At 44.7% G+C, this 13,872-nt stretch carries 11 protein-coding genes; 9 read left to right on the top strand and 2 right to left on the bottom strand.

Translation table 11 applies throughout. From position 1 onward, the window contains the following. The first annotated feature begins 20 nt into the window (after positions 1-20). From ACP69U_RS03495 to ACP69U_RS03470, 6 genes are all read left to right on the top strand, one after another. The gene (locus ACP69U_RS03495; protein ID WP_045447696.1) at positions 21-626 is read left to right on the top strand and encodes a 3'-5' exonuclease; all 606 of its coding nucleotides are present in this window, start codon (positions 21-23) and stop codon (positions 624-626) included. 119 nt (positions 627-745) lie between these two features. Continuing rightward, on the top strand, positions 746-2,752 hold the full coding sequence (dacB, locus tag ACP69U_RS03490; RefSeq protein WP_426137824.1) for a D-alanyl-D-alanine carboxypeptidase/D-alanyl-D-alanine endopeptidase: 2,007 nt from the start codon (positions 746-748) through the stop codon (positions 2,750-2,752). Positions 2,753-2,795: 43 nt separating this feature from the next. Continuing rightward, a complete protein-coding gene (locus ACP69U_RS03485; protein WP_045447693.1) occupies positions 2,796-3,311 on the top strand; it encodes an ABZJ_00895 family protein in 516 nt (171 codons plus the stop codon). Positions 3,312-3,458: 147 nt separating this feature from the next. Further along, complete coding sequence (locus ACP69U_RS03480; protein WP_426137823.1) at positions 3,459-4,007, top strand: DUF421 domain-containing protein; 549 nt, start codon at positions 3,459-3,461, stop codon at positions 4,005-4,007. A gap of 129 nt (positions 4,008-4,136) precedes the next feature. Beyond that, entirely contained in the window at positions 4,137-4,625 is a 489-nt protein-coding gene (rlmH, locus tag ACP69U_RS03475; protein ID WP_426137822.1) for a 23S rRNA (pseudouridine(1915)-N(3))-methyltransferase RlmH, read from the top strand. Positions 4,626-4,753: 128 nt separating this feature from the next. Beyond that, a complete protein-coding gene (locus tag ACP69U_RS03470; RefSeq protein WP_426137821.1) occupies positions 4,754-5,647 on the top strand; it encodes a DODA-type extradiol aromatic ring-opening family dioxygenase in 894 nt (297 codons plus the stop codon). Between the two features lie 137 nt (positions 5,648-5,784). Here the strand turns inward: ACP69U_RS03470 and ACP69U_RS03465 are convergent, their stop codons facing one another. Then, positions 5,785-7,278, bottom strand: a complete 1,494-nt coding sequence (locus ACP69U_RS03465) for an amidase (protein WP_426137820.1) — start codon at positions 7,276-7,278, stop codon at positions 5,785-5,787. A gap of 216 nt (positions 7,279-7,494) precedes the next feature. Beyond that, positions 7,495-10,866: a DNA translocase FtsK gene (locus tag ACP69U_RS03460; RefSeq protein WP_426137819.1), complete on the bottom strand. Its 3,372-nt coding sequence runs from the start codon at positions 10,864-10,866 to the stop codon at positions 7,495-7,497. 589 nt (positions 10,867-11,455) lie between these two features. Here ACP69U_RS03460 and trxB point away from each other — a divergent pair. The 3 genes from trxB to ACP69U_RS03445 all read left to right on the top strand — a co-directional run bounded on the left by trxB (position 11,456) and on the right by ACP69U_RS03445 (position 13,819). Continuing rightward, complete coding sequence (trxB, locus tag ACP69U_RS03455; protein WP_045456114.1) at positions 11,456-12,478, top strand: thioredoxin-disulfide reductase; 1,023 nt, start codon at positions 11,456-11,458, stop codon at positions 12,476-12,478. Continuing rightward, positions 12,479-13,288, top strand: a complete 810-nt coding sequence (gene aat / locus ACP69U_RS03450) for a leucyl/phenylalanyl-tRNA--protein transferase (protein WP_426137818.1) — start codon at positions 12,479-12,481, stop codon at positions 13,286-13,288. Between the two features lie 96 nt (positions 13,289-13,384). After that, positions 13,385-13,819: a MerR family transcriptional regulator gene (locus ACP69U_RS03445; RefSeq protein ID WP_045447676.1), complete on the top strand. Its 435-nt coding sequence runs from the start codon at positions 13,385-13,387 to the stop codon at positions 13,817-13,819. Positions 13,820-13,872 lie beyond the last annotated feature (53 nt).

Raw genomic sequence — 13,872 nt, 5'->3', positions numbered from 1 at the left:
TAAATGGATGAGCGACAACTATGAGTTGGCTAACACAGTTATCCTGCGCTTGGCAAAAAACGCAGCTACAGCGCCCAGAATTGGCATCGATGTTTACCAAACCTGTGGCTAAGCAATGGGTAGCGATTGACTGCGAAATGACGGGACTCAATCCAAAAAATCACCATTTATTGTCTGTCGCCGCGATTCATATCAATGACAATACAATCGATACCGGTAATGGCATGCATATCGTATGCAGACCACCTGTGATGCCAGACCGTGACACCATTGTGATTCACGGTCTACGTACTGCCGATGTTGAGCATGGTATGAGCTACGATGAGATGCTGGCTCTGTTGTTGCCATTTATAGGCAATCGCCCAATTGTGGGGTTTTGTACGAGTTTAGACACAGCGTTTTTAAACCCTCTGGTCAAACGCTATATGGGCACAGCATTACCCAACGAAGTCATCGATTTGCGCCATTTATATAGTCGGCGCATGAGTGGTCAAACCCAAGGGCTATCTAGCCAAGCGCAGCATCTGACTAATATTTTAGCGCATTATAATATACCCGATCTAGGCGCTCATGATGCTTACAACGATGCCATCATGACCGCCATGGCATTTTTACATGTGCGCTAGCGTGCATTCGTATTTTAAAAATTCAGATAAAAACAGGTTTTCATCTACGCCTGCCATCTACGCGAAAACGGCAACTCATGTTACCATAGGCTGTTTTTGCCACCTGATGAAAGATGCTCATGCGACCCACCTCTAAACTCCGTCATTCCTCTGCTTTTACTGCCAAGTTATTCCCTTTCTGTCGTTATCAGCGACCGTCGCAGCCGCCTGCTAAATACGTACCTATCATGGCGTTATTAGCAACGGCGACACTATTGCCCATCCATGCACAAGCAGCACTACCAAAAGCCATCGAAGCAGCATTATCACGAGCCGATTTAACAGAAGCTGATATTAGTATTATCGTCACACCAGTCGGTGATAAAAATGCCAGTCACCTGCCCGCCCCCATTCAGGTTATTGATAGCAGCACACACCGCTCATCTAAACCCGCTCTTCAGACAAAACCGACTGCCAATATAAATGCTGATATAACAAGTAACTCTCAAAAAGCCACGCAAAATAATAATGACAAAACCAATAATAACCATGTGCGCCAACAGAGTACGCTGATTACTATTGAGCAGCGTACCATTGAAAAGCATGAGAAAAAACTGCATGCTTACACCGATGATCCTTATACTTATCAAAGCTTAGAAAGCATCCCAACGATATTGGGTGATAAAGCAAAAACAGCTATCATTAACACCAATGCTAATAATGATAAAACTGATGACATCAGTACTGATAACCCCTCCATAAAAATTTCATTTTCGCCGTTGCTGAACCATCAAGCCGATATCGCTCGCACGCCTGCCAGCACCATGAAACTCGTTCCCAGCTTTATTGCTTTAGACACCCTAGGCGCTGATTTTGTCTGGCATACCCGTGTCTATCATACAGGCCTTGTTATCGGTGACCGTCTGCATGGCGATTTGATTATTCAAGGCAGCGGCGATCCAAAAATGACCCACGAGCGTTTAAAACAGCTCCTTTACAAAATACAGTCGTCCGGTATCCATCATATTGACGGTGATATTATCATTGACAGTGGCGTCTTTAAAAATGTCAGTAAAGACCCTGCTGCCTTTGATAACTCGCCACTGCGTCCTTATAACGCCAGTCCCGATGGTTTTTTGGTGAATTTTAGTACCATCGGTATCAAAAGCTATCCGTTAAACGATGACCAAGCAAATCTGACTTATACACCAAAATTAGCAAATTATGATTTGCCCAGCATCATAAATACGCGTTCGGCGGCCTGTGGGCAAGCGCGTTATAGTCTCGCACCTGAGTGGCAAACAAAACAATTGGTGTTAAATACTCAGTTGCCAAATAGCTGCCAAGAGCATGCTTTTTATGTGGCTTATCCTGATGCCAAAGATTTTGCAGCACGCGTTATTGCCGCAAAATGGCAAGAGCTAGGCAATACGCTGAGTGGTAGTGTCATCACTCAAGAAGCACCTTATATTACAACGAAAAGCACCAAATCAACGCATGGTCTGGCAGCACTTCCTGTATCACCGCTGCCTATTGTCAGCTACCCATCATTGAATTTGACGCAGCAGATTTACGATATCAATCACTTTTCAAACAATGTGATGACTGAGCAAGTGGCGTTATCGATTGGTGTTTATGACAAAGTTGATAATAAAACACTCGATAAAGCTATTAATGGTTCACATAGCTTGTATCAATTTGGCACGCCGACTGCGACGAGCTATCCTGTCGCATTGCATACTATTAATCAATGGTGGCAGACCAATCTAAGCACACCGCCGCCCCATTTGACCAATGGTTCAGGACTCTGCCGCGACTGTACCATCACAGCTGCCAACCTAAGCGAGCTATTAACTTATGCTTATAGCCATCCAAGTTTTAACGCTTACGTCAACTCGTTAGGTATCGCTGGCGTCAGTGGCACCATTACCGCTCATAGTGAACGCCTACCAGAATCAGCAGCCATTGGTCGTGCGTGGATAAAAACAGGTACCTTAAACAACGTCACCTCGATGGCAGGCTATGTCAAAGGATTGTCGGGACAGGATTATGTCGTGGTTGGACTCATCAATAGTGAGCAAGCACATAACGCTTATACAGCCAGACCTGTGCTAGATGCAATGCTTGATTGGACGGCGCAGCATTAAGTGTTTTTCACATCCTATTTTCCACCTTTATAAAGGTTCACTTATGTCACGCAAGACAACCAACCTCAATAAATCCAAGACTCATTCAGGTGGCGAGCCGCTGCCGAAAAACCATGAGTCAGCGCAGCCTAAACTGGCACAATATGTAGGATATTTCGCGATTGGCTATACGCTTGCCAGCGCAATATTTATGATGATTCAAACCAAGCTTGCTGTGAATTCGCAACTGGTAACGGTATTGTCTATCATTATCGGGGCTTATATCGCGGTTCGTAAATTTGTCAAACATCAGCAGCGCGCATTGAATAGCGGTGAAATCAATCGCTTAATGTTTGGCGGCGTCGCGGTGGTCTGGCTACTGACTGTCATCTACTTCTTAGCCATATGGTTTTGGTTGTTTGATGCGGTAAATCGCGAAGTCCTACTAGAGATGGCCGTCCAGCAACCACTGCCATTGGTCTCATCGCTGGTGATGATATTGGTGCTGACACTGGTCAGTGCTCGCATCAGTCTTTGGGCGATCAATCGCCTGCTTGACCCTAAACGCAAAACTATGTGAGCGAGGAAGTCTCAGCCAAACCTCTACAAGGTGCTACAAATTTTTCTCCCTATTAATACATAAAATCCGTTAGGCTAACTTTAATGAGTAACCTTTTGGATGATTGTGGGTGATTAACGGTTTTATATTTTAATAGGAGCATTTATCATGGACATGGTTTTTTTTGACAATATAGACAAGCTTGGACGCATCGTTTTGACGACAGTCATGGTTTATGTGTTGATCGTACTGGTGACCAAAATTTCAGGTAAACGCTCCACCTCGCAGCTCAATAATTTTGATTGGATCGTCACCGTGATGATCGGTTCACTTGGTGCCAGTACTATTCTGCTCAAAGATATTCCTTTTGTCGAAGGGGTCTCATCGATTTTAGTACTTTATTTATTGCAGTTTTTAGTCACCAAATACGCCTCTATATCACCGCAATTTAGCAGTTTTATTTTGTCAGAGCCGCGTATTGTTTTTTATCAGGGGCAGTTTTTGCCAGATGCCATGCGCGCTGAGCGGCTGACTCGTCAAGAGATTGAATGTGCGATGCGCTCTGAAGGAGTGCATCGTTTCGATGATATTGAAGCCATCGTTTTTGAGTCTGATGCCAAGCTTACTATCATTCCAAAACCTAGCCCAACTGATGTGAGTGATAATGACCAAAATACAGAAGATAGTGTCTCGCAAACCATACAGCCTTTGATGTAATACCTATTGCTTATCGAAGATTAGTAAAGCATAAAAAAAGCTTCGTAAAATCTTGTTTGTTACGTTCACTTCAGCGTAAAATTCTTTTGTTACATTTGACTAATGACTAAAATTAAAGTGGTACTGGCTATGAAAGTAAGGATTTTAACCGTCGGTAATAAAATGCCTAAATGGGTACAGACGGGGTTCGATGAGTATTTTAAGCGTATCCAACCTATGCTCAGCACAGAAATCGTGGAAATTGCTGCCGCAAAGCGCGCAAAAAACCCTTCTGATGCCAATTTGGCACAATACCGTGAGCAAGAAGGACAGGCAATATTAGCCGCTCATAATGCTTCAGGGCGTGAGCAACTATGGGTACTGGATGTCAAAGGTAAGATGATTTCGACAGAAGGGCTGGCTGACAAATTAGCTGATGGCATGCAGCAAGGTGATGATATTGCACTGGTGATCGGTGGTGCGGACGGCGTATCACCAGAAGTATTAGCCAAAGCCGATGTAAAATTGTCACTATCAGAGCTGACATTACCGCATCCGTTGGTGCGTGTTGTACTAATGGAACAATTGTATCGTGCGATGAGTATCAACAACAATCATCCTTATCATCGTGGCAATTAAGCAATCATTAAACACTACCATATTCTGTGCTAATATTTTTTGCCGATATTCTGTGCTGATAGTTTATGGGCAACAATATCAATGATAGAAGCGATTGAAAAATCGCGGCGCGCCCTAATAAACGCTACATGAAATATCCAAAACATGCGACACCTACCGCCCCTCATTCAATTCATCAGCCTGATGACTCGTACTCTCATTCGCCAACGCCTATTACAGCGACTGGCGTTTGGACAGATGCACCTGCTTCAGGGTCAAATGTGGCTAAGCTACCAGCATTGTTTATCTCGCATGGCGCACCCACGCTTGCCATTGAACAATCTGCCACGACCAGTGCACTGGCACGTATTGGGCAAAACTTACCAAAGCCACGTGCCATCCTGATTATGTCAGCGCATTGGCAATCCGCCAAACTCGAAATAAGCAGTAATCCGCAACCCAAGACTTGGCACGACTTTTCAGGTTTTCCGCCTGAGCTATATGAGCTTCAATACCCTGCATCTGGTCAGCCAGCACTTGCTGAATCCCTTGCCCAGCAGCTCACTGCACGCGGTATTACTTGTAGTGTTAATCCAGTGCGGGCTTGCGATCATGGGGTGTGGGCGCCGCTCAGGCACTTATATCCAGAGGCTGAGATACCTATCGTACAGGTTTCTCTACCGCAGCATTATGACAGTATCGCCTGTTATCAATTGGGTGCGCAGCTGGCGCGCCTACGTGAAGAGCAAATACTGATCATCGGTTCAGGTAACATTACCCATAATCTGCAAGCATTACGCTGGCAAGCAGATAGTGTTGACCAAACGGCTAAAGCATTTAAGCAATGGCTGCTACAACAGCTCAAAACAGACATTCCTAGCGCTTTAGATTGGCAGCAATATCCTGACTATAAAGATATTCATCCGAGTGAGGAGCATCTGTTGCCATTGTTTTTTGCCTTAGGTACAGGTCAGCGTGTCTCAGTTGTCCATCAAAGCATGGCGCATCATAGCTTAGGCATGGATATTTATCGATTTGATTAAGTAATATCGATTTCAAAAAATCTGAGTAGCTTGACATATGAGAGTCCTACTAAAGTAACCTTTGCACGCGCTTTCTTTGCCATTCAAAATGTTGGCAATGGCGTAAGTAATCATTACTTAATCAATAGAATGCAAACTTACTTCTCAAAGGCTGCCTTGGTAAACAACCCTGCTCGCTCCATCTCCCCTGCCACACTGAATAATGTCGCTTCATCATTCATACGCCCAATCAGTTGCATCCCAATTGGCAAACCTTTTTTACTCATTCCTACCGGTAATGACATCGCTGGCAATCCTGTGATATTACCCAGTAATGTAAAGGCCATTTTGCCCAGCACAGGCTGACTAAGCTTTTCGATCATACCTGAGCTAAAGGCATACTTACCCATATCGATGCCCTTATTGAGCAATCCTGCGCTACGCATGAGCATTTCATCCATACGACTTGGTGGCAGTACACCATGCTTAACTGCAGGTGTCGGCACGGTCGGACATAAAATCATGTCATAGGTTTCAAGTAGCAAGCCAGTTTGATACTGACTGTGATGCCAACCATGCTTAGCATGCGCCAAATCAACGGCTGATAATGAGCGACCCAGCAATGCCATATTATAGGTTTGCGGCTCTAGATTTTTGATATGTTCTACTCCAAAGTCACGCTCGATATTATCAATGGTAAAAGCGGTATGGGTGCAGACCACCACCATAAAGTCACGCCAAAACTGCTCGATATTGATATTCGGCTCGGCGTGTATGACCCGATGACCCATGGCTTCTAGCTGCTTAGCCGTTTGCTCTAATACGGCTAACACTTCTTTATCCACCACAGTATTGGCAATCAATGGCTGTTGATGTAAGGCAATGGTTAATTGCCTTGGTGCTCGCATCGCTGCTTGCAAAAATGTGCCATCAGGTGGCGCGATGACATAAGGCGCACCAATCTCTGCGCCATTTGTAGCGTCGAGCATCGCGGCACTGTCACGTACGCTGCGGGTAATCACGTGATCTGCGACTGCACCTTCCCAGCCTTCCCCGAATTTAGGGCCTATCGGGTTACGACCACGGCTGGGTTTGAGTCCAAACGCGCCGCACCAAGCAGCAGGGAAGCGTATCGAGCCACCACCATCACCCGCGCCCGCCATCGGTACGATACCGCTCGCTACTGATGCTGCACTACCGCCCGATGAACCGCCAGAGCTGTAACCTTTTTTGAAAGGGTTATGAGTCGCACCATGGGCTTTTGGTTCAGTGGTAATGATTAAACCAAATTCTGGCGTATTGGTCTTGCCAAAGGTATTCACACCTGTGGCTTTCATGCGCTTGACGATTTCACTGTCGCTCTCAGAGATGATATTAACACTACGACTGCCCATCGTGATTGGCTCATCGGCAAAGCTAAATGACAAATCTTTGAGCAAATAAGGCACACCATTAAATATACCTGAGGGTAATCCCGCCTGTGCAGCATGATAGGCACGTTCATCGAAACGATGGATGATGGCGTTCAATTTTGGATTGAGTGTATTGGCTTGATAGACGGCAGCATCTAACAACTCTTTAGCGCTGACTTCACCTGAATTGACCAATGCCGCCAATGCTATGGCATCATATTGGGTATATTCTTTAAACATAACCTGCCTCCTTGCTGAGTAATGAACCTGACATTTCTAAAAATTAAGTGATATTTATGCTATCAACAAAGGTCAGTTTAGTATAAAAAACGAGTGCTGATAATTGATAAAAAAACTGATTGGTCACTCAGACATGAGCGCTATCATATTTTTTCAATAAAAAAGACGAACCACTTTCGTGACTCATCTTTTTTATTGTCTAATATAATCTAAACGCTACATTAATAGCTCACGCTTACCGCTTTTGCCCATTGAGCTGACCAATCCCGCGTCCTCCATAGAATCTACGATACGTGCGGCACGGTTATAGCCGATGCTAAATTTACGCTGGATACTAGAAGCAGAAACTTTTCGCGTCTCCATAATAAAGGCCACAGCATCGTTATAAAGGTCATCGTCCTCACCAGAGGCATTCGCCGTACTACCACCGCCACTAGGACTAGACAGTTCAAAGTTGCCTGCCATATTATCAATATAATCAGGCGCACCGCGTTCACGCCACGCATCACAAACACGGTTGACCTCTTCATCGCTGACATACGCACCATGCACACGGTCTGGCTCAATTTGACCAGGTCCTAAAAATAGCATGTCACCATTACCCAGCATGTCTTCGGCACCGCCACTGTCCAGAATCGTCCGCGAATCTACTTTTGAGTTCACTCTCAACGCTGCACGTACAGGAATATTGGCTTTAATCAAACCCGTGATGACATCGACCGATGGACGCTGGGTAGCAAGCATTAAATGAATACCTGCTGCGCGTGATTTTTGTGCAAGACGGGTGATAAGCTCTTCGGCTTGTTTACCAACCTGCATAATCATATCGGCAAACTCATCCGCGACAATGACAATCATCGGTAAAGTTTTTAGTTTCGGTGCTTGGCTGATACTCACGCTGTCATTAGGTCGCCACAAAGGATCAAGCATCGGATTGCCCGATTTTTCAGCAGCAATGACCTTTTTATTAAACTCATTAAGCTTACGCACTTTCAGCAAACTCATCAGCTGATAACGGCGCTCCATCTCTGCCACGCACCATGACAAAGCACTGGCCGCTTCGGTCATATCGGTAACGACTGGTGTTAATAGATGCGGAATATCATTATAGTTAGCAAGCTCAAGCTGCTTTGGATCAATCAAAATGAGACGCAGCTCATTTGGTGTATATTTGAGTAGCATCGATAATAGCATTGAGTTGACCAATACCGATTTACCCGACCCTGTAGTACCAGCAACCAACATATGCGGCGCGCGGGCAAGGTCAGTAATGATGGCATTACCACCGATATCTTTACCCATCGCCATGCTGATTTGGGCTTTAGGATCTTGGAATTTTTCGGTATTCAATAGCTCAATCAAACGTACCATTTCGCGCTGCTTATTGGGTACTTCGATACCGATATATGGCTTACCCGGAATGACTTCAACCACACGTAAAGACGCCATCGATAACGAGCGCGCCAAATCACGTGAAATACCGGTAACCTTACTGGCTTTTACGCCAGCAGCAAGCTCCACTTCAAAGCGGGTAACAACAGGACCAGGAATGGCGTTGACCACATTAGCCTTTACATTAAACTCTTGTAATTTAATCTCTAATAGCTCTGACAATTGCTCAAGCTCGGCGACGGTATAACTGGGCTTACGATCAGGGTCTGGCTTATCCAAAATAGAAATCTCTGGAATAGGCGTTAGGCTACTGCGATAGGCAGCCGTTTGCATCGAGCGTGATTTTTGACTGAAGGCGGCATCATCACTAATATCTGGCATAACGGGCGCATTGACATCCTCAGCGCTGTCATCCTCTGGCATCATGTCAGTGATATGATTGCTACTATCGCCCTCGGGTACCGCAAAACTTACCGTTGGTTTAGGCGCGACTATTGGTTCAATAGCTGACGCTGTGACGCGGGTTTCTACCGTAGGCGGCAGTTTAGGATTAGACGGTGGCGTATTGGTCGGCGTCATATCAGCAACTGGTTCAACCACGTCTACTGCTTTGGCGATACTCGCTTCATTAGATATAGAAGAAGTCTCGAAATCCTCTGACAGTTCAGGCTCTTCATCAAACCATTTATCAGTAAAGTCATTCATTTCGCTATTAGATGAGTCTGTCGCAGGCGCGGTGACTGCTGCTTGTCTGGGCAGCTCAGTCCTATTGGCTGCTTGTACTGTTTCTGAAGGTTGCCCTGTTTCTATAGACTGCATAGCTGTAGATGTTAAGACATCCGCATGCTCTGCCAACCATGCATCGGCCAGTATATCAACGGCCTCCACTTTATCCTCTAACTCAAACGATTCAAGCTCATTATCCGTTTTGTCAGCCGTCTCACCGTATACCAGCTCATTTATTGATGGCTGAGCTGTTGACGGCAAGTTCTCTGTTGATTGAGCTTCGGACATCTCTGCGGCTGATGTCGCTGTAGAGTCTAGCACCGCTGTCTCTAACGATTCAGTATTGCTATCAGCAGATACAGAAGTAGTAGCGGCTGAATCAGAAATGTTCATATTATTAGCGTGATAAGCCATTTGCTCGCTGGCTAACAAGTCATCGACAGTATTGGCGTCATTCCAAGCAAAGCTTGGCTCGACTTTACGGATAGCAGTCATGGCAGGACTTGACGGCGTCGATGTAATCGTATGACTTGCTAGATTTTGAACAGTACTGCTAGGTGTTTCTACTGAGACAGGAATAGGCTCACTATTCTCACGACTAGATTTAGCAGCTGAATTAGGCATCGCCGCTTGTGTTGCGGCAACTACAGAAGCTTTAACGCTCTCAGCCAACCCTGACGTTGCCAAGAACTCTGACAACACATTGCTGAACCGACCGCTGTTGTCTACGGCTTGAGCATTGCCAGCAACTTGCAATTCAAGTGGCAGCTGCTCGTGATCGGCTGCGTCTTTTTTCGCATTACTGTTGGCTATATTTTCATCATTTTGCTTGGCATTGATGTTTTCTGGCGTGGTTGACACGCTATCATGCATTCTACCCTGACGCTTCACCCCTGAGCCAAGCCACGATAGCGCCTTAACCTTCTCATAAATCGCTAGCCAATGAATATTAAAGGCAAAAGTCGCGGTAATAATGACGAATGCCGTCAAGAAAATCACACTCCCCCACTGCGATAAAAGCTGTGCCAAACGCGCCTGTAATTCAAATCCAATAATGCCACCAGCCACGCTTTCTAGTCCTAGCGTTCCTGGATTGGTCAATTGCTGTACTAACGCCACCAATTGTGCAAACAAAGCGCTGGCACTTAATAATAAAAATACATAAGCAACCACTCGCATCAGCCAAAACGTTGGCTTGTTGTCCCACCAAATAAGGATAGACTCATAAACCACAAACGCCAGCAGCCACCATGCACCAAAACCAAAGAAGCTATAAAGCAAGTCAGATAACCAAGCACCCGATTCGCCGCCTACATTATTAATCGTGGTCATATCGCTACTGATATGCGACCAACTGGGATCGTTACTGGTATATGTCATCAAAATGACAAATAGATAAACGGCCAGTATTAACCCAAGGAGGGTAAATATTCCCTTTTTTAAATACTCAATAAGCGGTGCTGATATCACGTAAGATCTGCCTTGTTATTAATACTAAATGGTTGCCAATGCATGACTAAGCCTAATCATGCTGACATAAAGCGCTGATAAAGGGTTGGATATAAAGTGCTGATACAAACGCACTTAGCGAAGTGTACAGAAAACATTGTCTATTATAAAAGCGATATACAACAGCCTTCTTTTTGCCTTTGGCACACTTGGCATAACTTCTTATAATAACAAATACATAGGGATAGTGGCGACCGTCTTACAAAGAAAGCGTGCAATAAAATCAGTCTGTATACGGTTTAGGCAAAAATCATACGGTTTAAGCAAAAACCTATGTCACTCGCAAAATATAACGAATAGAACAAGGACAGTCATATTAGATAAGACCTATAAAATACCAGCGGTTTCTAACCATAATATTTCAAGAGAAATATACTTTGATTGTAATCATACCTGTGTTTGTTTTAGCAAACTTGTACTTTTCGTCCAATGCCCTTATGTTATTATCACGCAGCGATTAGAAAATCCCATTAGCATCAATTTTGAAGGCTGTTTTTTATTATATTGCTCACTCGTATTTTTAACATTTATATTTAGCAAGGAACAACTCATGGCAACTGACAATACCGCTCCACGTCACGAAAAACTCATTATCCTAGGCTCAGGCCCTGCTGGTTATGCAGCGGCTGTGTATGCAGCACGTGCCAACCTGAAACCTGTCATGGTCACGGGCATGGAAGTAGGTGGACAGCTAACTACCACCACTGAAGTCGATAACTGGCCGGGCGATGCGCATGACTTAACAGGTCCTGCATTGATGGATCGCATGAAAGCCCATGCCGAGCGCTTTGGTACTGAACTGGTTTATGACCATATCAATGAAGTCAATTTAAACGTGCGCCCTTTTGAGCTGACGGGTAATAACGGTAGCTACACTTGTGATGCGCTTATTATCTCGACTGGCGCATCAGCACAGTATTTGGGGTTGGAGTCAGAAACCAAATTCCGCGGTCTTGGCGTATCAGCGTGTGCAACTTGTGATGGTTTCTTTTATAAAGATCAAAAAGTTGCTGTCATCGGTGGTGGTAATACTGCTGTTGAAGAAGCCCTATATTTATCTAACATTGCCGCTGAAGTGACCTTGGTGCATCGCCGTGATAGCTTACGCTCCGAAAAAATCCTCCAAGATAAACTGTTTGAAAAGGTCAAAAACGGTAATATTAAAATCGAGTGGAATCATAAAGTCAAAGAAGTCGTCGGCGATGACATGGGCGTCAATGGCGTAATCATCGAATCTATGATTGATGGCAGCACTAAACAATTAGACGTGTTCGGCATGTTTGTCGCGATTGGTCATAAGCCGAATACAGACTTATTTAAAGGTCAGCTGGATATGAAAGACGGCTATCTTATTGTCAAAAGCGGCTTAGACGGCAATGCCACACAAACCAGCATCGAAGGTGTATTTGCCGCAGGTGATGTCGCAGATCATGTCTATCGTCAAGCGATCACTTCTGCTGGTACGGGCTGTATGGCCGCATTAGATGCTGAAAAATACTTGGATGCGATTGGCGAAGCCACAGCCGCTGACCATACTTATGCGTCAACATTGACTGCTGATAAAGAAGCCTAAATGGGTAATTTCTCTCAATACAACAATGAGCACATCACGCCTGAGACCTTAAAAAGTCTTGGGCGTTATGACTTTCCTGATCCTTTAATGGTTGATCCTGACGGCATTGGCATCGTCGCTGTCGGAGGAGATTTGGCAGCCGAAACATTGATTTCTGCTTACGCGCAGGGTCTGTTTCCTTGGTTTAATGAAGATGAACCAATTGCATGGTGGTGCCCTGAACCGCGCTGTGTGATGGTGCCAACCAATTATAAGCCAAGCAAGTCGATGCGTAAGCAAGCCATCCGCGAGCGTTGGCAATTAACCCTGAATCAAGCTTTTGATGACGTTATTCATGCCTGTAGTTTACCGCGCAGTGATCGCCTCAATAATGAACAGCCCGAGGGCGAACATACTTGGATTCATGATGAAATGATTGAGGCTTATACCGAACTGCATGCACAAGGATTTGCACATAGCATTGAAGTTTGGAATGATAAAGGGCAACTCATTGGCGGGCTTTATGGTCTAAAAATAGGTAGCATTTACTTTGGCGAATCGATGTTTCATATCGCCTCTAACGCCTCAAAGTTCGCATTTTGGGGTTTAATGCGCTTATGTGAACAAAGCCATGTGGCGCTGGTCGACTGTCAGCTACCAAATGAGCATTTGATGAGCTTGGGTGCAACCACGCTACCGCGTGCTGAATTTCTCACTCAATTGGATCTCTTGACGGCTAATAATATTGTCAAATGGCAAAATAACTCTCATAAACCACTCGCCGTATCATTACTTGATACCATAGAACCTTGGCAGCTTAGATTAAAATAAATACGATGGCGAAGTGATTGATGGCTTATGCCTGTTTGTTAATCGCTACTTTATTAACTCGTACCTTATCAACTGCTACCTACCGACGAGGTTATCATGGCACCCGACACATCGTTCTTACTGATTGGAACACTGGCAACAAAAGCTCAAACAACCAAAGACACCGTTCGTCATTATGACCAACTGGGCTTGCTAAAATCTCGTAAGCGTCAGGCAGGCTCCCGTTTATATACCGAGTTTCATCCAGAATGTATCGAACGTATTGAGCTAATCAAAAGTGCGCAAGCGATTGGCTTTACACTCACTGAAATCAGAGACAGCTTGAATGATTATTACGATGGTCAATTGGATGTTGATTTACAACTGATGCTTACTCAGCAAAAATTGGCGCAAATACAAAAACAGCAAGCAAATATCAGCCTCATGGTAGAGCTATTAAGCGAACGTATCGATGTTCTTGAGCGTATGAAAGTAGATAATGACTATAAACTCAATATTGAAATCTGCAAAAAGAAAATACCCACTCAATAATAATAAAAGTGCCGACCCATCTACTATTCTGCGGGTTTATTTGGTTCCATTCG

The organism is Psychrobacter sp. TWR1-1-1 (genome assembly GCF_049895865.1).
Lineage (GTDB): Bacteria > Pseudomonadota > Gammaproteobacteria > Pseudomonadales > Moraxellaceae > Psychrobacter > Psychrobacter immobilis_A.
The sequence above is the reverse complement of the archived record's forward strand: the minus strand, read 5'-3'. Positions and strand labels throughout refer to the sequence as shown.